Source organism: Micromonospora sp. WMMD961, assembly GCF_029626145.1.
Taxonomy (GTDB): Bacteria; Actinomycetota; Actinomycetes; order Mycobacteriales; family Micromonosporaceae; genus Micromonospora.
The window spans coordinates 4499201-4521798 of the sequence record NZ_JARUBJ010000002.1 but is presented as its reverse complement, the minus strand read 5'-3'; the positions used below and the strand labels follow the sequence as shown (position 1 = coordinate 4521798).

The 22598-nt window shown below is 70.1% G+C and carries 22 protein-coding genes; 15 read left to right on the top strand and 7 right to left on the bottom strand.

The features are described from left to right. The gene (locus O7614_RS20490; RefSeq protein WP_278140092.1) at positions 1-357 is read right to left on the bottom strand and encodes a hypothetical protein; all 357 of its coding nucleotides are present in this window, start codon (positions 355-357) and stop codon (positions 1-3) included. 54 nt (positions 358-411) lie between these two features. Between O7614_RS20490 and O7614_RS20485 the strand changes: the two genes are divergently transcribed. Then, positions 412-852 (top strand): MarR family transcriptional regulator, encoded by a 441-nt coding sequence (locus O7614_RS20485; RefSeq protein WP_278140091.1) that lies wholly within the window; start codon positions 412-414, stop codon positions 850-852. Between the two features lie 37 nt (positions 853-889). Here O7614_RS20485 and O7614_RS20480 read toward each other — a convergent pair whose 3' ends face one another. Beyond that, positions 890-1372, bottom strand: a complete 483-nt coding sequence (locus O7614_RS20480) for a septum formation initiator (RefSeq protein WP_278140090.1) — start codon at positions 1370-1372, stop codon at positions 890-892. A 102-nt stretch (positions 1373-1474) separates the two neighbouring features. Here O7614_RS20480 and O7614_RS20475 point away from each other — a divergent pair, with 102 nt between their 5' ends. The 5 genes from O7614_RS20475 (at position 1475) to O7614_RS20455 (ending at position 5310) form a co-directional block, all read left to right on the top strand. Beyond that, positions 1475-2170 carry a response regulator transcription factor gene (locus O7614_RS20475; RefSeq protein WP_278140089.1) on the top strand — a complete coding sequence of 232 codons (696 nt, stop codon included), beginning with the start codon at positions 1475-1477 and terminating at the stop codon, positions 2168-2170. Beyond that, a complete protein-coding gene (locus O7614_RS20470; protein ID WP_278140088.1) occupies positions 2167-3456 on the top strand; it encodes a HAMP domain-containing sensor histidine kinase in 1290 nt (429 codons plus the stop codon). Before O7614_RS20475 ends, O7614_RS20470 begins: the two co-directional genes overlap by 4 nt. Before the next feature lie 28 nt (positions 3457-3484). Beyond that, positions 3485-4039, top strand: coding sequence for a DUF5872 domain-containing protein (locus O7614_RS20465; protein ID WP_278140087.1), 555 nt, complete (start codon positions 3485-3487; stop codon positions 4037-4039). 99 nt (positions 4040-4138) lie between these two features. After that, positions 4139-4618 (top strand): GNAT family N-acetyltransferase, encoded by a 480-nt coding sequence (locus O7614_RS20460; RefSeq protein ID WP_278140086.1) that lies wholly within the window; start codon positions 4139-4141, stop codon positions 4616-4618. A 158-nt stretch (positions 4619-4776) separates the two neighbouring features. Further along, on the top strand, positions 4777-5310 hold the full coding sequence (locus tag O7614_RS20455; protein ID WP_278140085.1) for a PepSY domain-containing protein: 534 nt from the start codon (positions 4777-4779) through the stop codon (positions 5308-5310). A gap of 114 nt (positions 5311-5424) precedes the next feature. On the opposite strand, the gene O7614_RS20450 is transcribed toward O7614_RS20455, so the two are convergent. Beyond that, positions 5425-7317, bottom strand: coding sequence for an ABC transporter ATP-binding protein (locus O7614_RS20450; protein WP_278140084.1), 1893 nt, complete (start codon positions 7315-7317; stop codon positions 5425-5427). Between the two features lie 146 nt (positions 7318-7463). Between O7614_RS20450 and O7614_RS20445 the strand changes: the two genes are divergently transcribed. Next, on the top strand, positions 7464-8303 hold the full coding sequence (locus O7614_RS20445) for an alpha/beta hydrolase (RefSeq protein ID WP_278140083.1): 840 nt from the start codon (positions 7464-7466) through the stop codon (positions 8301-8303). A 316-nt stretch (positions 8304-8619) separates the two neighbouring features. Here O7614_RS20445 and trxA read toward each other — a convergent pair whose 3' ends face one another. The 4 genes from trxA to O7614_RS20425 form a co-directional block, all read right to left on the bottom strand. Then, complete coding sequence (gene trxA / locus O7614_RS20440; RefSeq protein ID WP_278140082.1) at positions 8620-8967, bottom strand: thioredoxin; 348 nt, start codon at positions 8965-8967, stop codon at positions 8620-8622. Continuing rightward, positions 8937-9329 (bottom strand): MerR family transcriptional regulator, encoded by a 393-nt coding sequence (locus O7614_RS20435; protein ID WP_278140081.1) that lies wholly within the window; start codon positions 9327-9329, stop codon positions 8937-8939. The genes trxA and O7614_RS20435 overlap by 31 nt, the downstream gene beginning before the upstream one ends. Before the next feature lie 142 nt (positions 9330-9471). Further along, complete coding sequence (locus tag O7614_RS20430; RefSeq protein ID WP_278140080.1) at positions 9472-10677, bottom strand: chitosanase; 1206 nt, start codon at positions 10675-10677, stop codon at positions 9472-9474. Between the two features lie 241 nt (positions 10678-10918). After that, complete coding sequence (locus O7614_RS20425) at positions 10919-12544, bottom strand: glycoside hydrolase family 43 protein (RefSeq protein WP_278140079.1); 1626 nt, start codon at positions 12542-12544, stop codon at positions 10919-10921. 254 nt (positions 12545-12798) lie between these two features. On the opposite strand from O7614_RS20425, the gene O7614_RS20420 reads away from it, so the two are divergent. The 8 genes from O7614_RS20420 (at position 12799) to O7614_RS20385 (ending at position 22587) form a co-directional block, all read left to right on the top strand. Further along, the gene (locus O7614_RS20420; RefSeq protein ID WP_278140078.1) at positions 12799-14094 is read left to right on the top strand and encodes an extracellular solute-binding protein; all 1296 of its coding nucleotides are present in this window, start codon (positions 12799-12801) and stop codon (positions 14092-14094) included. 52 nt (positions 14095-14146) lie between these two features. After that, on the top strand, positions 14147-15145 hold the full coding sequence (locus O7614_RS20415) for a sugar ABC transporter permease (protein ID WP_278140077.1): 999 nt from the start codon (positions 14147-14149) through the stop codon (positions 15143-15145). After that, the gene (locus tag O7614_RS20410) at positions 15142-15978 is read left to right on the top strand and encodes a carbohydrate ABC transporter permease (protein ID WP_278140076.1); all 837 of its coding nucleotides are present in this window, start codon (positions 15142-15144) and stop codon (positions 15976-15978) included. Before O7614_RS20415 ends, O7614_RS20410 begins: the two co-directional genes overlap by 4 nt. Before the next feature lie 52 nt (positions 15979-16030). Beyond that, positions 16031-17047, top strand: coding sequence for a LacI family DNA-binding transcriptional regulator (locus tag O7614_RS20405; RefSeq protein ID WP_278140075.1), 1017 nt, complete (start codon positions 16031-16033; stop codon positions 17045-17047). A gap of 312 nt (positions 17048-17359) precedes the next feature. After that, complete coding sequence (locus O7614_RS20400) at positions 17360-19423, top strand: cellulose binding domain-containing protein (RefSeq protein WP_278140074.1); 2064 nt, start codon at positions 17360-17362, stop codon at positions 19421-19423. Positions 19424-19548: 125 nt separating this feature from the next. Then, positions 19549-20397, top strand: coding sequence for an SAM-dependent methyltransferase (locus O7614_RS20395; protein ID WP_278140073.1), 849 nt, complete (start codon positions 19549-19551; stop codon positions 20395-20397). 574 nt (positions 20398-20971) lie between these two features. Beyond that, a complete protein-coding gene (locus O7614_RS20390) occupies positions 20972-21388 on the top strand; it encodes a hypothetical protein (protein ID WP_278140072.1) in 417 nt (138 codons plus the stop codon). Further along, complete coding sequence (locus O7614_RS20385; RefSeq protein WP_278140071.1) at positions 21385-22587, top strand: caspase family protein; 1203 nt, start codon at positions 21385-21387, stop codon at positions 22585-22587. The genes O7614_RS20390 and O7614_RS20385 overlap by 4 nt, the downstream gene beginning before the upstream one ends. Positions 22588-22598: the final 11 nt, after the last annotated feature.

The following is a 22598-nucleotide window of genomic DNA, read 5'->3' as shown; positions in this document are numbered from 1 at the left end:
TCATCCGAGCGTGGTGCTCCCGTCACCGTCGCGGAACACCGCACGACTCAGATAGTGCCGGGACCGCCGCTCGAAGCGCCCGAGCAGGTCGCGGGCGGCTGGCGGGACGACGGAGGTTGACGGATCGCCACCGGTGAAGGCTGACACCGCGGCGAAGTCGGTGAACGTCATGGCGGTGAGGAACTCGCTGCCCGTGGCGGGGTCCAGTTCCTGCGGCGAGCGACGCAGAACCCGAAGCTCCCGGAGCCCGTCCACGCCCCGGGCGAGGATCGCGGGCGCGATGTCCTGTGTCAACAACCGCTCGTAGGCGTCGGCATGAGCGGGCTCGGTCCACCCGCTCCACAGTCTAAGAATCATGACAGCATGCTGTCATTTGAGTAGTAGGCTGTCAACATTGGTACCATGCTGTCCGTGACGGATCGGGTCGACGCGTACCGGCTGCTGATGGCGGACGTGTACGAACTGGCGGGCGAGTCTCGACGCTCAAGCGAGGAACTCGCCCGAGCAGAGGGGCAGACTGCCGCGCGATGGCACGTGATGAGCGTGCTCTCCGACGGCTCCCGCACCGTCGCGAGCGCGGCGCGCAGACTCGGCCTGGCCCGACAGAGCGTGCAGCGGGTGGTCGACGACCTGGCCCGCGCCGCAATGGTGGAGTTGCGCGACAACCCGGATCACCGTCGAGCGCCACTCGTGACACTCACGGAAGCGGGCCGGGACACACTCACCGACCTGCTGGAACGCTCGGACGCTGACCGCCGGGAGGTCGTGGACCGGGCCGGCCTCAGCCTCAGTGATCTCGAAGACGCTCGCGCGACCCTCCGACGGTTGGTGGACGCCCTGCAACGCCGGTGAGCCCGCCGCGCCCCGCACCACGACTGCTCGCCGGTCGTCAGTCGTCGGCGACAGCCACCGGCTCCGCGCCGATGCAGCGCACCTTCAACTCGTACTCCCGTGCCGCCCCCTGGAACGTGACCTCGACGTCGTCGTCCGGGCCCCGGTCCACGTCGCGGACCCGGTAACCCTGGGCGGGCGCCCAGGAGACGAGGCGTACGCCGCCGGGGCCGCACTCGGCCACGGCCGTGCCGCCGTCGGTGGCGAACCCCCGACGGACCCCGGAGCTGGCGCTCGGCGCGGCGCTCGTTCCGCCCGGTGATGCGCTCGTGCCCGCTGCGGTGGAGGCGGCACCCGTCGTGCCGGTGGGCACCGGTTCCGGTGCGGCGAGCGCCCGTTCGATCTCGGCCTCGCTACGCACCCCACCCGGTGTGCCGGTGAGGCTCTCGCCCACCAACCGGATCGCACCCAACCCGATCAGGGTCGCCACGGCGGCGGTGGCCACCCACCCGGCGGCGACGAGAATGGAACGACGGGCCATGCTCCGACTATCCCCGATCCATCGTTGTCACCGGCATATCCGGAGGCTAAGGCACTGTTAACGTGCGCCTCGCCGGCGGCGGCAGCGGTTAGCCTGCCACCTGTGGCCCGCCTGCTGCTCATCGAGGACGACCTGACCATCCGTACCCCGCTGATCCGTGCCCTCCGGGAACGCGGCCATGCGGTGGCCGCGGCCTCGACCGCGATGGCCGGGCTCCGCGACGCGCTGGAGGACCGGCCCGATCTCGTCGTGCTCGACCTGGGCCTGCCCGACCTGGACGGGCGTGAACTGCTGCGGATGCTGCGCGCGGTCAGCTCGGTACCGGTCATCGTGGCCACCGCGCGCGACGACGAAACCGAGATCGTGCGGGTGCTCGACGCGGGTGCCGACGACTACGTGGTCAAGCCGTTCACCGCGGCGCAGCTCGACGCCCGCGCCCGCGCGGTGCTGCGGCGGGGTCCCTCCGGTGCCGACGCGCAGGAGCCGGCACTCGTCGTCGGTGGGCTGCGCGTCGACCCCCGGGCCCGGCAGGTCACCCTGGACGGGGTGACGGTCGAGCTGACCCCCCGCGAGTTCGACCTGCTGCACCACCTCGCCGGCCGACCCGGCCAGGTGGTCACCAAACGTGAGCTGCTCACCGAGGTGTGGCAGATCCCGTACGGGGGCGCCGACAAGACGGTCGACGTGCACCTGTCCTGGTTGCGTCGCAAGTTAGGGGAGAACGCGCAGCAGCCTCGCTACCTGCACACCGTGCGTGGAGTCGGTGTCCGTCTGGAAGCGCCGGCGGCACAGCCGTGAGGGCGCGGCTCGCTCTGCTGGTCGCCGCGGTCAGCGTGCTCACCCTCGTCGCGTTCCTGGTGCCGCTGGCGTTGCTGGTCCGTACCGTCGCGGAGGACCGGGCCACCGTCCGGGCCACCGCCGACGCGCAGAGTCTGGTGCCGGTGGTCGGCACCGCCGACACGGCGACCATCCGGCTCACCGTCGAGCAACTCGCGGCGGAGTCCGGACGACAGGTGAGCGTCTTCCTGCCGGACGGGACGGTGCTCGGCGCCCAGACACCTCGTACGCCGGCGGTGGCCCTCGCCGCGCGCGGACAGAGCCTCACCGGGGAGTCGGCGGCCGGTCGGGAGGTGGTCATCGCCGTGCAGGGCCGGGCGGACGGCACCGGCGTGATCCGGATCGCGGTGCCGCAGCACGAGCTGACCGCCGGGGTCACCCGGGCGTGGCTGGTACTGGCGCTGCTCGGCGTGATCCTCGTGCTGATCGGGTTGCTGGTCGCCGACCGGCTGGCGCGCACCCTGGTCCGGCCGATCAGCGACCTCTCGGCCGTCTCGCACCGGCTGGCCAACGCCGAGTTGGACGCCCGGGTCACCCCCGCCGGCCCGGCCGAGCTGCGCGAGGTGGCCGGTGCGCTCAACCATCTCGCCACCCGGATCCAGGTGCTCCTGGTCCAGGAGCGCGAACAGGTCGCCGACCTGTCGCACCAGTTGCGTACCCCGCTGACGGCGTTGCGGTTGGAGGCGGAGTCGTTGCGTGACCCGGACGACGCCGCCCGGATCACCGCCGCCGCCGACGGCCTCGAACGGGCGGTCACCGGGCTGATCCGGCAGGCCCGGTGGCGTCACTCGCCGGCGGCGCAACCGGCCGCCTCGGACGCGGCGGCGATCGTCGCCGACCGGGTCGCGTTCTGGTCGGTGCTGGCCGAGGACACCGGCCGTGCCGTCACAGTCGACCTGGCACCTGGGCCTCTCCCGGTCGGGGTGGCCGCCGACCACCTGACTGCGGCCGTGGACGCACTGCTCGGCAACGTCTTCGCGCACACCCCGGACGGCACACCGTTCGCCGTCCGCCTCGCCCGCGAGGCCGGGGAGGTGGTCCTCAGCGTCGCCGACGAGGGTCCGGGCATGCCGGCCGGCGCGGTCCGACGAGGCGCTAGTGCGGCCGGTTCGACCGGTCTCGGCCTGGACATCGCCCGGCGCGCCGCAAAGGCCGCCGGCGGTCGCCTGGATCTGCGGGCCGGTCCGGGTGGCGGGGCGCAGGTGCTGCTCCGGCTCCGGCCGCCGACGTCGCTGCCGGAGGCATAGGCGCTGCGGTGCCGGGTAGCTGCCAGCCATGGCGCGGTACACGAAACCCGAGCTCAGAGAGCAGATCAAAGAAGAGATCAAGGCATCCGACAAGGGCGGCAGGCCGGGACAGTGGTCGGCGCGCAAGTCGCAACTGGTCACGCAGGAGTACAAGAAGCGCGGCGGGGGATTCCTGGGCCAAAAGGACGAGCGGCAGAAGGCCCTGCAGCGCTGGGGCAACGAGAAGTGGCAGACGAAAGAGGGTGACACCCGGGCGCGCAAGGGAGGCACGACGAGCCGTTACCTGCCCAAGAAGGCCTGGGACGAGATGTCGGAGAGCCAGAAGCGCGCAACCGACACCAAGAAGCGCGAAGCCTCGCGAACCGGCAAGCAGTACGTCGCCAACACCGGGCCGGCCAAACGGGCGCGGCGAGACGCCACGACGGCCGGCCGGATGACGGAGATGTCTGTCACCGAGGCGGTCAAGCTGGTCCGCGGCCTGGACACGCGACAGCTCAAGACCGCCCTGCGGAACGAGCGCGCCAGCAAGGACCGCAAGACCCTCGTCCAGCGGTTGGAGGCGGAGCTCAACCGGCGCGGCTAGCCGTGCCGTCGGGCCGGTTCTACACCGAGCAGGTGAGGGAGCTCGACCCGCGACTTCGAGCATTGGACGTTCGAATAGCGGCCACCGGAGAATCGGGCCATGAACCCGAGCACACTGACCGTGACGTCCATGACGACCGCCGAGGAGGCGGAGGCCTTCCGGACGTTGAACGAGGAATGGATCTCCCACTTCTTCACCATCGAGGAGTCGGACCGCAAGACGCTCGACGACCCGTTCGCCGCCATCGTCGAACCGGGCGGTGACGTGCTGATCGTCCGCGACGGTACGAAGATCATTGGCTGCGTCGCCCTGGTCCGCAGCTCGGACGACGTCTTCGAACTGTCGAAGATGGCGCTGACCCCGGCGCTGCGTGGCCAGGGCCTCGGCCGCCAGCTCATCGAGGCGGCGATCGAGCGCGCCCGCCAGCTTGGCGCGGCCACCCTGTTCCTGGGCAGCAGCACCAAGCTTCCGAACGCCGTGCACCTCTACGAAACTGCCGGCTTCCAGCACGTCGGTCCGGAGCAGGTCCCGCTGCCGCCGTACGCCCGCGCCGACGTCTTCATGAAGATGGCGCTCTGACCCGTTCGGGCCGCCCGGAAGGCTCGGCGCGAAGCCGACGCCGTTGGTTGTCCTGGGTCGCCACCCGGCTTAACCCGGCCTTAGCGTTCGGACAGCGCGCCGCTATCCCGGTTCAGCCGATCCTCGAAGTCGACAACCGAGGAAAGGTGGACACCACGATGAAGCGCACCAATCTGCTTCTGGCGTCGGTCGGCGGTTCGGCGGTGCTGGCGGTGGCCGGGGTCGCGCTGGGCGTCAACGCCGCGAACGACTCGCGGTCGGGCGGCGCGACCCTCGCCGCGGCGACCGTGGCCCCGACGCCCACAGACGCGTCCGGTGCCAGCGGTTCGCCGTCGGCCAGCGGTTCGCCGTCGGCCGACACCCCATCGGGTACGCCGTCGAGCGGCGCCCCGTCGAGCGGTGCGCCGGCCGGTGGTGCTCCGGCGGGTAGCGCGGTCGACGAGAAGCGCGCCGGTGAGATCGCGCTCGCCAAGGCCGGTGGCGGTCAGATCGTCGAGGTCGAGGCCGAGCAGGAGAACGGCCGGCCGGTGTGGAGCGTCGAGATCGTCGCTGGCGACACCGAACACGAGGTGGACGTCGACCGGGACAACGGCTCGGTGGTCACGGCCGAGCAGGAGCCGGTCGACGACGACGACGATGACGACGCTGACGACAAGGACGACGACGCGGACGACAAGGACGACGACGACTGATCGTCTGATGCCGTCGCCCGCCCTGGGGCCCACTCAGGGCGGGCGACTGGTCTTTCGCCGTCCGCCCTGGTGCTCGCTCGGGGTGGGCGTCGGCGGGGCTTCGGTCGGGCTGACTCAGACGGCGATGCGTTGCTCCTGGACGGCCGGCTGGTTCTCGGCGAACTGGGTGCGGTACAGCTCCTGGTACCGACCACCGGCGGCGAGCAGGTCGCTGTGCCGCCCGCGTTCGACGATGCGCCCGTCCTCGACGACGAGGATCTGGTCTGCGGCCCGGATGGTGGAGAGCCGGTGTGCGATGACCACGCTCGTCCGGCCCGTCAGGGCTTCGGCGAGGGCGTCCTGGACCGCCGCCTCCGAGGTGGAGTCGAGATGCGCGGTCGCCTCGTCCAGGATGACCACGCGCGGGCGAGCCAACAGCAGCCGCGCGATGGTGAGCCGTTGCCGCTCCCCGCCCGACAGTCGGTAACCGCGCTCGCCGACGACGGTGTCGAGCCCGTCCGGGAGCGAGCGGATCAGGTCGTCGAGCCGGGCCCGCCGCAGCACGTCCCACATCTCGTCCTCCGTCGCGTCCGGACGGGCGAACGCCAAGTTGGCGCGGATGCTCTCGTGGAAGAGGTGCCCGTCCTGGGTCACCACGCCCAACGCAGCCCGGATCGACTCGGCCGACAGGTCGCGTACGTCGACGTCGGCGAGCTTCACCACGCCGTCGTCCACGTCGTACAGGCGTGGCACGAGTTGCGCGATCGTCGACTTGCCCGCCCCGGAGGAACCGACGAGCGCGACCATCTGCCCCGCCTCGGCGCGGAACGACACACCGTGCAGCACCTCCTCGCCGCCGCGCGTGTCGAGCTTCGCCACGTCCTCCAGGGACGCGAGCGACACCTTGTCCGCCGAGGGGTAGCCGAACCGTACGCCGTCGAACTCCACGGCGACCGGCCCGTCGGGCAACGGACGGGCGTCGGTCCTGTCGAGAATCAGCGGCTTGAGGTCGAGGACCTCGAACACCCGCTCGAAGCTCACCAGCGCGCTCATCACCTCGACCCGGGCGCTGGCCAGCGACGTCAACGGCGCGTACAGGCGCGACAGCAGCAGCGCGAGGGCGACCACGGTCCCGGCGTCGAGGCTGCCCCGGAGGGCGTAGAGGCCGCCCAGGCCGTAGACCAGGGCCAGTGCCAGCGACCCGACGACGGTGAGCGCGGTGATGAAGACCCACTGGAGCATTGCGGTACGGATGCCGATGTCGCGGACCCGTCGCGCCCGTGCCGCGAACTCGGACGACTCCTCGGCCGGCCGCCCGTACAGCTTGACCAGTGTGGCACCGGGTGCGGAGAAGCGTTCCGTCATCCGGGTGCTCATGGCGGCGTTGTGCTCGGCCGCCTCCCGCTGCAACCGGGCGAGCGTCGACCCCATCCGCCGGGCCGGCAGCACGAAGATGGGCAGCAGGACGAGCGCCAGCAGCGTGATCTGCCACGAGAAGGTGAGCATCACGGCCAACGTCAGGATCAGCGTGACGGTGTTGCCGACCACACCCGACAGCGTGTCACTGAACGCCCGCTGCGCGCCGATCACGTCGTTGTTCAACCGGCTGACCAGCGCGCCCGTGCGGGTCCGGGTGAAGAACGCGACCGGCATGCGCTGGACGTGGTCGAAGACCGCCGTCCGGAGCTGGACGATCAGCCCCTCACCGATGCTCGCGGACAGGAACCGCGTCACCAGACCCAGGCCGGCCTCGGCGAGGGCGATCAGGGCGATCAGCACCGCCAGCCGGATCACGACGCCGCTGTCGGCGCCGTCCACGATCGCGTCGACCACTCGCCCGGCGAGAACCGGTGCCGCGACCGTGAGGACGGCCGTCACCACGCTCAACAACAGGAACCTGACGATCAGCGAGCGATGCGGTCGCGCGAACCGCGCGATGCGCGTCAACGTGGCGCGGGACAGCGGGCGCTCGTCCTGTGCGTTCATCGCGTGGTGCAGGGACATCCACGCGGTAACTTCCATGCTCATGCACTACCTCCGATGTCGAAGGCTAGGACCTCACCCGAGCTTTAGGTCAAGTCACCGCGCCGGGCCGGGGCGCGAGCGAACCACCAACCGACCCGACCGCTGCGCTGGAACAAGCGGGCCACACCCGGACGGCCATACTGTTGGCGATGGACGTGCACGGGGACGACGGCTGCCGCCTGTGGGTCGAACAGGCCGGCGTGGGGCCACCGCTGGTGCTCTGTCACGGCGGTCCGGGCCTGTGGGACTATCTCGGCCCGGTGGCCCGGCTGCTCGACGGGCACGCCCGTACGATTCGCTGGGACCAGCGCGGCTGCGGACGCTCGCAGCGGCGCGGACCGTACCGCGTCGGCCGCTTCATGGCCGACCTCGATGCGGTACGAGAGCAGGTGGCTGGAGCGCGAACGGCTTTGTTGGGCCACTCGTGGGGTGCACACCTCGCGTTGCGGTACGCCATCGAGCACCCCGAGCGGGTCAGCCATCTGATCTACGTCTCCGGGACCGGCATCGACACTGATCGCGGCTGGCACCGGCACTACAAGCGGAACCTGAGGCTGCGGCTCGGGCCTCGGCTGGACCGGTGGGAGGCTCTCAGCGCCCGCGCCCGCACCCCTGACGAAGACCGTGAGCGGGCCATACTGCAGTGGTCGGCCGACTTCGCCGAGCAGGGCGCCGCACTGGAGCACGCGGAGAGGATGGCCACGCCATGGCTGGGCATCAACCACGAGTGCAACCAGGCCCTCAACGCGGAGGTCAAGCGGGAGCTCGGCAATTCCGACCTGGCCGGGCAGTGCCGGGCGCTGGACCTGCCCGTGCTGATCATCTGCGGTACCGAGGACATCCGCCCCGGCTGGGCCGTCGACTCGCTGCACGGCGCGTTGGCCGACAGCCGACGGGTGAACCTCGCCGGAGCCGGCCACCTGCCGTGGGTCGAGAGACCACACGACTTCCGTCGAGCGGTGAATGACTTCCTCAAGCAGGGTGACTGATTTTCTCAGACAAGGGGCGGGGCAGCGGCACTTCTTGAAGCAGCCGGGAGCGCTCGTCACCGACGGCCAGCTCCAGGGCCTCACCGAGGCGGCCCGCCGGAAGCAGTAGGGACACCAGGACGCAGCCGGGGTTGACAGTGGCCCTCCGGATCGCCCAGCGCGGCGGGAGTCCTGAGGCCGCCTGGGCTGGCTCGCCAACCCGAGACGGGGATGGAGGTCGTCGATCCATGCCACAGGTCGTCGCTGGGCGTAGCCGTCGATGTCCAGTGGCGGCAGGGGTCGGTTCACCCGTCGACCACGACGCCGCCGTCCACGGTCACAGGCCGGCGTGCATGGTCAGGCTCTGCCGCAGGTGGAGTTTCGGCCTGGACCCGACGACCGAACCGACGACCTCGCCCCCACGGAACACCAGCAGCGTCGGCAGCGACATGACCTTGTAACGCCGCGTGGCCGACGGGTTGTCGTCGGAGTTGAGCTTGGCGATGACCATCCGGTCGCGGAACTCCTGTGCCAGCTCGACGAGGCTATTCTCGATCATCTTGCACGGCGGGCACCACTCCGCCCAGAAGTCGACCACGACGGGCCGGTCGCTGGCCAGCACCACCTCGGCGAACGTGTCGTCGGTGACGGTGATCAGGGAGCTGACGCTCGTCTCTTGGGGCATGCTTCCTCCCGGTGCGCGATGGCGTGGGTGAGCTGGGTGTGCAACTGCTGACGGACCGCTCCGAGCCGATCGAGGTAGTCGTCGACCTCGGCGAGCTTGCGCCGCAGCACCAGCACGGAATCCGGGCAGACGCCGCCGGACGCGTTGCCCGCTCGCAGGCAGGCGACGAACGGACGGACGTCGTCGAGGCCGAAGCCGACGTCGAGCAACGCCCGGATCTCCCGCACGACCCGCAGCTCCGCCTCGTCGTAGACGCGGTAGCCGTTCGCCGAGCGCTGCGGTTGTACCAACCCGTGTGCCTCGTAGTAGCGCAGCGTTCGGGTGCTCGTGCCGGCCCGTTCCGCCAGCTCGCCGATCAGCATCAGACCTCCTCGCCCAGCCGGTCGCGACCAGGCTAAACCTTGTCGTCAGCGTCAAGGCAAGGCTGCTCCCGGGCCCGAGCACGGCCCCGGCCCCGAACACGGCTCAGGGCGCCGGCTCGCCGGCGCCCTGAGCGTGTGCGCGCTAGCCGATCCGGAACTGGTCGCCGTAGACGGCGAAGACCAGCGGGGTGTTCAGGTTGAAGTTGCCGTTGTTGAGGAAGACCCGCTGGGCGGTGTCCACCCGGGAGGTGTCCGAGTGGGCTTCCTCCTTCTTCATCTCGATGACCCGCTCGTCGAGGAACGCGTTGAGCCAGGTCCGCTCGTCACCGCCCTGCGCCGGGGGCTTCGCCCGGGCGAGGGCGCGGTTGCGGATCTGACGCATGCCCTCGTACCCGTGCATGACCGCCGCGTCGTAGTAGGCGAACTGGCCGAGTGCCCGAACCTGGTCGTTCTTTCCGTCGCGTACCGACGGGTTGAAGTAGACCCGGTCCCGCTCGGCCTCCTGGGCGGCCCGGAAGACCGAGTCGTTGGCCGCCGTCCGCCAGTCGCGGGGGAAGTTCGGGTCGAGGCCCGAGTGCGAGGGGGTGCCGTTGACGGCGCGCAGCGCCGGCAGGTAGCCGGCCAGCACGTTGCCCGGCTTGGTGTTCGTGTACGCCTGCACCAGTTCGAGCATGTCTCCCGTGCCGGAGCAGAAGCCGATGATGCCGGCGGTGTAACCGCGTCCGTCGCCGATGTCCTCGATGTAGGAGAACTGGGCACGCCAGTCGAGCGAGGAGTTCTCCGCGGCCGAGACGAGCTGCATCGCGACGTCCTTCTTCGCCGGGTCGTCGAGGTTGGTGCCGGCCGGGGTGGTGGGCGGAGGGGTGCTGCCGCCACCGGGCAGGGTCCACTGCTGGTTGGAGGTGCCACCGCAGGTCCAGATCTGCAACCGAGCGCCGTTCGCGGTGCTCCGGTCGGTGACGTCGAGGCACTTGCCGGAGCCGGAGTTGACGAGCGCACCGTTGCTGGCGGTCCACTGCTGCGCGCCGGTGCCGTTGCAGTCGTACAACTGGATCTTGGCGCCGTTGGCGGTCGACGCGGCCGTCACGTCGAGGCACTTGCCGAGTGCCCGGATCGAGGTGTCGGTGTTGCCGACGGTCCACGTCTGGGCCGCGCTGCCGTTGCAGTCGTAGAGCTGGACGGCCGTGCCGTTGGCCGGGTTGGCGCCGGCCACGTCGACGCACTTGCCGGCCAGACCGGTGATCCGGCCGGCGGTCGCGGCGCTGGCCGACGGCAGGCCGTAACCGACGGCGGCGACGCCGATCAGCAGGGTGCCCACGACGTAGGCGGCTGTTCTTCTGTGAACCATGGGGTTCCTCGGGGAAGGGGCGGCATGCCGCCGGCCGGTCGGTGCCCGGCGCGGCGGTTCGGCCCCGGCGGGCACCGCGAGCATCAGGAAACTGTATTAACAGATATCAGTGCGTCGGTGCGTCGTCAATCGACGTGAGGTCGAGGCGGCCGGTTTCGGTCGACGAGGTGCGGCGCGCGGCGAACGGGACGTCCGTACGCGCCGGAACGCGGACGGCACCCGTCGGGTGCCGTCCGCGTGCTCACTGCTCCCGGTAGGTGGCAAGGTCGAAGTCGGCGTATCCGCCGTCACCGCCGAGATCCTGCACCCAGAGGCCGAGGAACGCGCCGGTGAAACCCCACGCCGCCGGCTCACCGTCGATGATCAACGCGGCGTGCTCGTCGGACAGGATGGTCGCGTCCAGGTCGACCCCGACCGGCTGCCAACCGGCACCGAGGTCGTAGTCGAAGCGCACCACCGGCCCGTCGAACACGGCCCGCAGACCGACGCGGGTGACGCCGCTGGCGTCGACGGTCAGGTCGGGGTACGGGGTGCGCCGCCCGTTGTCGGAGCTGAGCAACTGCAGCACCGTGCGCCCGTCGTCGTCCCGGGTCAGGTAGAGGTGGTGCCAGTTCAGGGTGTTGTAGTAGGTGGTGACCCCGGCGAGCTGCCGGTGGTCGACCGGGTCGAACTCCACCACGGTCTCCAGCGAGCAGTGCATCGCGCCGACGCGTCGCCCGACCAGGCTGGGGGTCTGCCGGCCGACCGGCGACTGCCCGCCGTGGATCCGCAGGTGCGACGGGCGGGCGTGCAGGTCGACCCAGTCCGTGGTGGCCGGCCGGCGCAGGGTCGACCAGCACAGGCCAAGCTCGGGGGCGTCGAAGTGGTCGGTGTCGGGCTCTGCCGGCCACGGGTGCGAGGGCAGGTCGGGTGCGACGACCTCCTCTGCCGGAACCCCTCCGGCAACCTTCGGCCACTCACCCGACGGCCACTCGACCCGTTGGATCGCGGTCTCCCGGCCGAGCACACAGCTGCCCAGCGGGGAGTAGGGGCGGCCCACCAGGTGGGCCAGGTACCACTCGCCGGCCTGGGTGCGAACCAGGCTGCCGTGACCCGCCTTCTGCAACCGCAGGTCGGGGCGACCGACGGAGGTGAGCAGCGGGCCGTCCGGGTCCACCTCGTACGGCCCGAACAGCTCCCGGGACCGTGCCACGGTGACCTGGTGCTCCCAACTGGTGCCACCCTCGGCCGTGATCAGCCAGTACCAGCCGTCGTGGCGGTAGAGGTGCGGACCCTCGGTGACCCCGACCGCAGTGCCGGTGAACAGCATCCGCGGGCGGCCGACCAGCCGACGCGCGGCCCGGTCGTACTGCTGGATCTCGATGCCGCCGAAGCGGTCCCGGCCGGGTCGCCAGTCCGCGCTCATGCTCAGCAGCCAACTGGTGCCGTCGTCGTCGTGGAACAGCGCGGCGTCGAAACCGCGCCCGTGCAGTTTCACCGGGTCCGACCAGGGGCCGGCGATGTCCTCGGCGGTGACCAGGAAGTTCTGTGGATCCCAGTAACCGCTGGCGAAGCTCGCCACGTCGCTGTAGACGAGGTGGAACTGGCCGTCGTGGTACGTCAGGTCGGGTGCCCACACGCCGTTGGAGTCACCGCAGCCGCGCAGGTCGAGCAGGCGGCGGTCGGTGATGACCCCGCTCAGGGTGCGCCAGTTCACGAGGTCACGCGAGTGGTGCACACGCACGCCCGGATACCACTCGAAGGTCGAGGTGGCCAGGTAGTAGTCGTCGCCGACCCGCAGGATCGACGGATCCGGGTGGAACCCGGCGAGGACGGGATTGCGGATCGACCGGGTAGCGGTCGCCACGTTAGCGATGTCGGTCGACACGAGGGCTCCTCTGGACGGGCTGTCTGGAACTTCCGGAAACTTGCGGTCCCGGATCGCTGGAAGTCCTGCCTACGCTAGCCGGTGTTTTCGCAATAGGACAGAGGGCTTGACCGTTGTGGAAACAGCTCGTAGCGTGCCGGCCATCGACCGGTAATACCGGCGTAGCTTTTTGAAAGTTCCGGAGATCCATAGGTTCCCACCACGCCGGCCCGGCCGGCAACCGAGCACCCCGTGAGTTCCCGAAGGGATGGATCATGACCCCGCACCTTTCCCGCCGAACGCTGCTCGGCCTCGCCGGTGCCGGCGCTGGCGCATACCTGCTGAGCGCCTGTAGCGGCGACGACGAGTCCGGCGACCCGAACGCCCCGCAGACCATCAACTGGTGGCACATCCAGAACACCGATCCGATGCTCCCGGTGTGGGCGGCGATGGCCAACGAGTACAAGGCCGCGCACAGCAACGTCACGTTCACCATCCAGCCGCTGGAGAACGAGGCGTTCAAGGCCAAGCTCACCACCGCCACCCAGGCCGGCGACCCGCCGGACCTGTTCCAGTCCTGGGGTGGCGGCGTGCTCAAGCAGCAGGTCGACGCGGGCCTGGTCAAGGACCTCACCGACGACGTGAAGGACCTGGTCGCCGGCATCCTGCCCGCCGCCATGGAGCCGTACACGATCGACGGCAAGATCTACGGCATTCCGTTCGACATCGGCATGGTCGGGTTCTGGTACAACAAGGAGCTCTTCACCCGGGCGGGCATCACCGAGACCCCCACCACCTGGAACGGCGTGCTCGACGCGGTCCGCAAGCTCAAGGCCGCCGGCGTCACCCCGGTCGCGCTGGCCGGCAAGGACAAGTGGCCGGCCCACTTCTACTGGTCCTACCTCGCGATGCGCATCGGTGGTGTCGACGCGCTGCAGAAGGCAGTCGACAGCAAGAACTTCGACACCCCCGACCTCGTCGCCGCCGGTGAGCGGCTCAAGGAACTCGTCGACCTGCAACCGTTCCAGAAGGGCTTCCTCGGCGCGGAGTTCGGTTCGCCGGACGGTCAGGCCGCCACCATGGGCAACGGCAACGCCGGCATGGAGTTGATGGGGCAGTGGGCGCCTGCGGTGCAGGCGTCCAGCTCCACCAGCAAGAAGGGCCTGGGCGACAAGCTCGGCTTCTTCCCGTTCCCCTCGGTGGACGGCGGCAAGGGCGCCGCGACCGAGGTCTTCGGTGGTGGCAACGGTTTCGCCGTCGGCAAGGACGCGCCGGCCGCCACCATCGACTTCCTGAAGTTCCTGCTCAACGTCGAGAACCAGAAGCGGTCCGCGCAGACCGGCGCGGTGCTGCCCACGGTGAAGGAGGCCACCTCCGCCATCAGCGACCCCAACAACAAGGCCGTCGCGGAGGCGCTGGCCAAGAACACCGGCTTCCAGCTCTACCTCGACCAGGCGTACGCGCCCGCACTCGGGCAGCAGATCAACGACAGCGTCGCGGAGATCATCGCCGGCACGAAGTCGCCGGCGGCGATCGTCAAGGACATCACGCAGGTGGCAAAGACCGTCTGATCGTGACCTCTCACCCGTCCGTAGCCGGCCGTAGAACCCGAGTGGAGCAGGAATGACCAGGCCATCGACCGTGTCCGACCTGAGGCGCGGCGACACGGCGACCGATCCGCCGGCACCGGGGCCGGGCACCGCGCGCAAGCGTGGCCGCCAGCCCCGGCCGGGCCGGGGTGGCGTCCTCGCCGTGTTCCTGGCGCCTGCCCTGGCGCTGTTCGTACTGCTGGTCCTCGCCCCCATCGTGGTGGCCGCCTACGCCAGTTTCTTCAAGTGGAACGGCTTCGGCCTGCCGGAGAACTTCATCGGGTTGGACAACTACACCCGTGCCTTCGGCGACTCGACGTTCCGCGGCGACCTGTGGCGTGGCCTGGTGCTGGTGGTGCTGTCCCTGGTCGTGCAGCTGCCTGTCGCGCTGGCCCTGGCCATGCTGCTCAACCAGCCCCTTCGCGGGCGGGCCGTCTACCGGCTGATCTTCTTCGCCCCGTACGTGCTCTCCGAGGTCACCACGGCCGTCCTGTTCACCCTGGTGTTCTCCCCGAACCGAGGGCTGGGGGAGGGGGTCGCCCGGTGGCTGGGCGCCGACGCGGGCACCGTCTTCGCCGACCCGGACACGGTGCTGTACGCCGTCTTCCTGGTGGTGTCCTGGAAGTACTTCGGCCTCTACATGATGCTCTTCCTGGCGGCCCGGCAGGGCATCCCGAAGGAGCTGCACGAGGCCGCGGTCACCGACGGCGCGACCGCCTGGCAGGCGTTCCGACACGTCACCCTGCCCCTGCTCGGCCCGACGATCCGCATCAGCATCTTCCTGTCGGTCATCGGCACCATCCAACTGTTCGACATGGTCTGGGTGCTCACCGGCGGTGGGCCGATCCACTCCTCGGAGACGCTGGCCGTCACGATGTACCAGTTCGGCTTCCGTCGCTTCGAGGTCGGCTACGCGAGTGCCATCAGCATCGTGATGTTCCTGCTGAGCCTCGTCTTCGCCCTGTTCTACCAACGCATCGTCCTGCGTCGTGACACGGCGGGCGCGATCACCACCCAGGGAGGCCAGCGATGACCGCCACGGCGAGCAGCGCCCAGCGGACCCGCAGCGTCGTGCTGCACCTCGTCTGCATCGCCGTCGGCGTACTCATCGTCGTGCCGGTGTATTTCGGCGTGCTCGGCGGCTTCAAGGACAACGGCCAGTTGTCCACCAACCCGCTGGGCTGGCCCGACCCGTGGGTGCCGAACTACTTCGAAATCCTGGGCAACGGGGTGTTCTGGCGGCAGCTCGGTAACAGTCTCCTCATCGCCGTGAGCAGCACCTTCATCGTCGTCGGCGCGGCGGCGATGGCCGCGTTCGTCTTCGCCCGCTACGCCTTCCGGGGCCGCGAGTTCCTGGTGACGCTGTTCGCGATCGGCCTGATGTTCCCGTTCGCCGTGGCCATCCTGCCGCTGTTCGTGCTGTTGCGCAGCGTCGGCCTGCTGGACAACCCGCTCGGTGTCATCCTGCCCCAGGCCGCCTTCGGGCTGCCGATCACCATCATCATCCTGCGCCAGTTCTTCCGGACCATCCCGGCCGAGGTCGAGGAGGCCGCCGTCCTCGACGGCTGCGGCCCCTTCGGGTTCTTCTGGAAGGTCCTGCTGCCAATGGCCCGTCCCGCCCTGGCCACCGTCTCGGTCCTGGCGATCGTGACCAGCTGGAACAACTTCATGCTCCCGCTGGTCGTCTTCAGCGACCAGAGTTGGTGGACCCTCCCGGTCGGGGTCCAGGCGTTCCAGGGCCAGTACGCCGACGACACCGCCCGGGTGCTCGCGTACGTCGTGCTGTCCATGCTTCCGGCCCTGGGCTTCTACGCGGTGGCCGAACGCCAACTCATCGGCGGCCTGACCGGCAGCGTCAAGGGATGACATTGCAGCACCGCGAGCAGACCTGAAGCTTCCGGTACGACGAGGGGGGATCGTGGGCGCGGAGAACGGCCGAAACGTCACCATCGCCATGATCGCGCGGTTGGCGGGTGTCTCCGTGCCCACGGTCTCCCGGGTCATCAACGGCCGCTCCGACGTCGCTCCCGACACCCGGGAACGCGTCGAGGCGCTGCTCAACCGGCACGGGTACCGTCGCCGGTCACCGGCCCGGCGTACCGACGCGGCCCTCATCGACCTGGTCTTCAACGACCTGGACAGCCCGTGGGCCGTGGAAATCATCCGCGGGGTGGAGGACGTCGGTCAGAGCAGCGGCGTCGGCACCGTCGTGTCGGCCATCCACTGGCGCATCTCCTCGGCCAAGCAGTGGCTCGACAACATGCGCACGCGCTCCACCGAGGGCGTCATCTTCGTGACCTCGATGGTGAACCCGCCGCTGCAGGCCGAGCTGCGCCGGCTGCACCTGCCGGTCGTCATCATCGACCCCGCCGGCGTGGACCCTCAGGAGTCACCCACCATCGGCGCCACCAACTGGGCGGGCAGTCTGAGCGCCAACCAGTACCTGATCAGCCTGGGGCACCGCCGGATCGGTTTCATCGCCGGCCCACCGCACCTGATGTGCAGCCGGGCCCGGATGGACGGCTACCGGGCCGCCCTCGGCGCCGCCGACATCCCCGTCGACGACGCCCTCATCCGGCCGGGCAACTTCTACCACGAGTCCGGGTTCAGCGCGGGTCTGCAGTTGCTGTCCCTGCCCGACCCACCCACCGCCATCTTCGCCTCCAGCGACCAGATGGCACTCGGCGTCTACGAGGCGGTCCGCAAACGCGGCCTACGGGTGCCCGACGACATCAGCGTGGTCGGCTTCGACGATCTGCCGGAGGTTCGGTGGTGCTCGCCGCCGCTGACCACCGTCCGCCAACCCCTCGCCGAGATGGGCATGCTGGCCGCGCGGACCGTCCTGCGCCTCGCCGGCGGCGAGAAGACCGAAAGCCCTCGGGTGGAACTCGCCACCGAGTTGATCGTCCGCGACAGCGCCGCGCCACCCCGCTGACCGCGCCGCGCGGCTCGTCGCAGAGTACGGCGGACGAACCGCCGGTGCTCCTCGTACCACCGCGCCACACCGAAACGTCCCCGCATCCGGAAAGCCTATTCGGACCGTGCGTCGAGGTCGTTCACCGGCATCGCCCTTGAGGTCCGCGATACGCCCATGACATTCTTGTGCGTCGATGACAAGCTGTGCGCGCGGGGCTGATGTCCGTCCGATGGGCAACCGGGATCCGGTACGGATCCGGGGGGACGGGTGACACGAGCGGTGGGCCGCCGAGGTCCGTCGTCCCCTCATACCCGCGAAGGAACCCAGCCCATGCGCATCCAACAGAAGAGGCGCGCGTCCCTCCTGGCGAGTTTGCTGCTCGCCGCGACCGCGCTGTCCGGCATCGACGCCCCGACTGCCAGCGCGGCGGCCGACCCGGTCGCCGTCACCGTCGACGCCCGCGCGGGCATGGCCACCGTGCCCGCCACCGCGTTGGGCGTCAACCACGCCATCTGGGACCAGAACCTCGGCACCGCCGAGACGTCTGACCTGCTCCGCGACGCCGGTGTGCAGATGATGCGCTACCCCGGCGGTTCGTACGCCGACATCTACCACTGGAAGGACCACACCGCGCCCGGCGGTTACGTCGCACCGGGGACCGACTTCGACACCTTCATGGCGGCGGTCCGGCGGGTCGGCGCGCAGCCGATGATCATCGCGAACTACGGCACCGGCACGGCTGCGGAGGCTGCCGACTGGGTGCGCTACGCGAACGTCACCAAGCGCTACGGCGCGCGGTACTGGACGATCGGCAACGAGAACTACGGCAACGGCCACTACGGGTCCGCGTGGGAGGCCGACGACCACCCGGACAAGAGCGCGACACAGTACGCGAGGCTTGTCGTCGAGTACGCCGACGCGATGAAGGCGGTCGACCCGAGCATCAAGGTCGGCGCGGTGCTGACCATGCCGGGAAACTGGCCGGACGGCATCACCGCCGGCAGTGACCCGGGCCCGTGGAACCAGACAGTGCTCTCCATCGCCGGTCCGAAGATCGACTTCGTGGACGTGCACTGGTACCCGGGTGGCTCCGCCGCCGATTCGCTGGCCCGCACCGACCACCTGCCCGACGCGACCTACCTGCTGCGGCAGCAACTCACCCGGTACGCGGGCCCGAACGCCGACCGCATCGGCATCAGCTTCACCGAGTTGAACGTCGACGCCGGACGGAACACGCAGCCGGCCGCGCTCTTCCTGGCCGACGCGTACAGCGCGCTCCTGGCGAACGGCGTCTTCACCGCACACTGGTGGAACGTGCACAACGGGATCGGCGCGGTGTCGCAGGTGGCCGGGCAGACCGACTACAACGACTTCGGGATGCTCTCCAGCGGCACCTGCACCGAGGACGGCTCGGTCTGCGAGCCGCCACTGAACACACCGTTCGCGCCGTACCACGGGCTGACCATGATGAAGCTCTTCGCGAAGACCGGTGACCAGTTCGTCCGCGCCGGCACCGACGAGCCGCTGGTCACGGCCCACGCCGTCCGGCGGGGCAACGGCGACCTCGCGCTGCTGCTGCTCAACAAGGACCCGGACAACGCCCACCCGGTCACCGTCGACTACGCCGGGTTCACCCCGTCCGCCGCCGCGCCGACGGTGTCCACCCTCACCAACGGTGCCACCGGCATCGCCACCACCCAGAACGGCTCCGCGACCAGCCGTACGCTGCCGGCGTACTCGTTGACCACGCTCGTGTTGCGACCGGCCGGCGCGACCGCCGGGCGGCCCTCGGCCCCGGGCCGGCCGACCGTTGGCGGCGTCACCGACCGTGCCGCGACGATCTCCTGGCCGGCGGCCACCCCGGGCGCCAGCCCGATCGCCAAGTACGAGGTGTACCGGCAGACCGGCGGCGTCAGCGAGCAGCTCGGCGAGACCGCGTCCACCTCGTTCACCGTCGGCAACCTGGTGCCAGGCAGCAGGTACACCGTCAACGTGCTGGCCCGCGACACCGCCGGCCGGGTGTCCTGGGCCTCGCCGCCGCTCACCTTCGCCACCGGCAGCCCGACCGTCAGCGCGTGCACCGTCCGCTTCACCACCAACAACGACTGGGGCAACGGTTACATCGGTGGCGTCGAGATCGTCAACAACCGGACCAGCCCGATCGACGGCTGGACGCTCACCTGGACCTGGCCCACCGGTTGGCAACAGGTGAGCAGTGGGTGGAGCGCCACCTGGGAACAGGTCGGTACCGCCGTGCGGGTCACGCCCACCGACGACAACCGGCAGATCGCCGCCGGCGGCAGCGTGAGCGCCGGCTTCGTCGGCGCGTACGGCGGGCCGAACGTGCTGCCCACGGCGTTCACGCTCAACGGCACGGTCTGCGCCGCCGACTGACGCGACCGTCGGGCGCACCGGCTGGCGCGTTGACCGCGTCAGCCGGTGCACCGGGCCCGCCGGGCCGGTGACTGTTCATGGTGGACGTTATGCTGCGGGACCGGACGGGGGAGAGGTGTTCGCTCATGACGCAGTCACAACCCGAGACCGGCTGGCAACCGGACAGGCCGAACGCGGCGCGGATGTTCGACTACTACCTCGGAGGCAAGGACAACTTCGCCGCCGACCGGGCCGCCGCCGAGATGGTGTTGCAGGTGGCGCCGTGGATGCCCGAGGCCGCCCGGCAGGGCCGTGAGCTGATCGCCCGGACGGTCCGGCATCTCGTGCAGGAGCGGGGCGTTCGGCAGATCCTCGACCTCGGGTCCGGGCTGCCGACCCGCGACAACGTCCACGAGATCGCGCACCGCATCGACCCCGACGTGCGGGTCGTCTACGTCGACAACGATCCGGTGGTCTGCGCGCACGGCCGCGCCCTGCTCGCCGACTCGAAGGCGGTGTCGGTGGTGCAGGCCGACCTGCGCGACCCCGAGCAGGTTCTCGGCCACCCGGAGATCAGCGCCGCGATCGACCTCGAAAGCCCGGTCGCGGTGCTGATGATGTTCGTGCTGCACCTGGTGCCCGACGAGCAGGATCCGCAGCGGATCGTGGCCACCTACCGCGACGCGCTCGTCCCCGGCAGCTACCTGGCGTTCTCGCACGCCAGCACCGACACGCACCCGGACCTGATGGCCCGGATCTCTGCGATCTACGCGCGGGCGAACAGCCCCTTCGTGCCGCGTGGCCACGCCGACATCTCCGAGTTCTTCGGCGACTTCATCCTCGAACCGCCCGGACTGGTCAACATGTGGCCGTACACCGAGCCGCCGGCCACCGATGACCCGAGGTCGCCCGCACCGGCTACAGCGGCGTCGGCCGCAAGCCGTAGGGCGGCGACGGGGTCGGCCGTCAGCGTTCACGCTCTGGGTCCCAGATGATCGAAGTCCCGGCACCACCACCGTTGTATCTGGTGCCCTTCCAGGACGAATTCGGCGGCCAGTTGTCAGCGCATAGACGTGGGTGAAGGAACGTCAGCGTCGATGTCTGTCCCGAACACGCTCCCCGAACCACTCGCTGAGTCGCTTCGGAGCTGATGTCGCAAACGAATCACCGATGGCCCTGCCGCCTGATTCGTCAACGACATCAACTCCAAAGGGTCCGAACTTTGCCTCCGCCGCCGGCCCCGGGGCAAGCTGGCGGGGGTCCAGGCGGTGCAGAGTGCTCGCTGAGAGGGGCGACCCGCTACGTACGCGTCCGCCGGGTCTCGGGTCCTCCAACGCGTTGGCACACCAGGTGCAGACCATTTTCGTTGTACGCCCGGAAGAGCGGATCAAGTCCAGCCTCCACCGCTTGCCGAGCACCTAGCGGGTCTGCCGAGCAGGGTGAAGGTGAACCCGGCGGCGGACGAGTCCAGCGGGTACGTGTACGAGCCCATCCTGTGGGGCTGCCCGAAGGCGACACCGGCTGGCAGGATGAGGAAGTGGGGTTTGCCTTCGCCGGAAGGAGAAGACGGTGCCCGCTTCTCAGGAGACGATCACGCTCTCGGTCGACCCGGATCTGCCCTCTGCCGATGCCCGGCGATCCCTCGCGTCCTGGCTGCGTGCCGAGGACCGGCTCCGCGGGCACGTGACCGCCGCGCCCGCGCCCGGTTCGACGCCTCGGCCCGACGAGATGTCGGCCGGGGCCACCGACGTGCTGTTGGTGGCGGTCGGCAGTGGCGGCGCGGTGATGGTGCTGGTTCAGTCGATCGCCGGCTGGCTGACCCACCGTCGCGAGGACGTGACGGTGAAGCTGACCCTTCCTGGCGGGTCGTCGGCCGAGTTGGATGTCCGCCGGGCTCGCGACATGGACCAGGTCACCGCGCTCATCGAGGCTGCCGTCCGCGCTCTGGCCGAGCACGAACCGCCGGTCGAGACGAACGACAGGTGAGTCGTCCAGACCCGACCAGGTCGACCGCGCTGCTGATCGGCACCGCCACGCACAGCCAACAGGCGCTGGAGGATCTGCCGGCCGTGCGGGCGAACGTGACCGAGCTGGCCCGGCTGGTCACCACCGGGCCGGTCGACCTGGTCGCCGGCGAACGCTGCACGCAGCTCCTCGACCTTTCGCATCCGGGCGAGGCAGGCGTGACCATCGCCGAACGCTGCGGCGAGGCTGAGGACCTGTTGTTGGTCTACTACGCCGGCCATGGGCTGCTGGACGACAACGGGGAGCTGTTTCTCGCGCTGTCGGGCACGAACCCCCGACCGGACTGGCTGAAGTACACGGCGATCCCGTTCAACTGGATCCGGGACGCGATGCGGGACAGCCCCGCGCGTACCAGGGTCTTGATCCTCGACTGCTGCTTCGCGGGCCGCGCGCTCAACACCATGTCCGCCGCCGACGTGGAGAACGGGCTGGCCGACCGTAGCGAGATCCAGGGGACGTTCACCCTGACCGCCACCTCCGACAACGTCGCCGCCATCGCCCCGGTCGGCGCGGAGCACACGGCGTTCACCGGCGAGCTGTTGAGCCTGCTTCGGCACGGGCCACCGGTGCGCGACGGCCATCCCGACGGGGACGACCTCACCTTGAGCGCCGTGTACCGGCACCTGGCGGTGACCCTGCCCAGCCAGGGCCTGCCCCGTCCGCGTCAACGCAACACCGACCTCGCGGCCGATCTGGTGTTACGTCCCGGGCCTGGCACCCCACCGGCAGCCGAGGACCAGTCCTCGGGTGAGACGCCCGGCGTTGCGCCGGCCGCCAATCTGGCCGCACCGACCGCGACCAGGCCGGTGCTCGACACACTTCGCCGACCGCAGAGGCTGTTCCACCCACTGCACCGGGAACTCCTACGGGTGCAACGGCGACGGCTCGTGGCATCCGTCGGAATCGCTGCCCTCTACGCAGTGCTCCTGTTGGCACGGCTCGTTGTTCCCGAGGTGACGTCGAGCCAGGGCGGGTGGCAAGGCGCGGGGCCGCTGCTCACAATTCTCGACAGCCGGGCGGAGATCCTGCACGCCCTCTCGCACTTCGCGGGGGCCACGCTGCACGGGGTCACCCCGCCCGGCCCGGACGAGGATCGGCTACCCACGCGACCGGACGGAAGGCCGGCCCCGCGGTACAGCGATCGTTGGAGCACCCAGTGACGTGAAGCCGG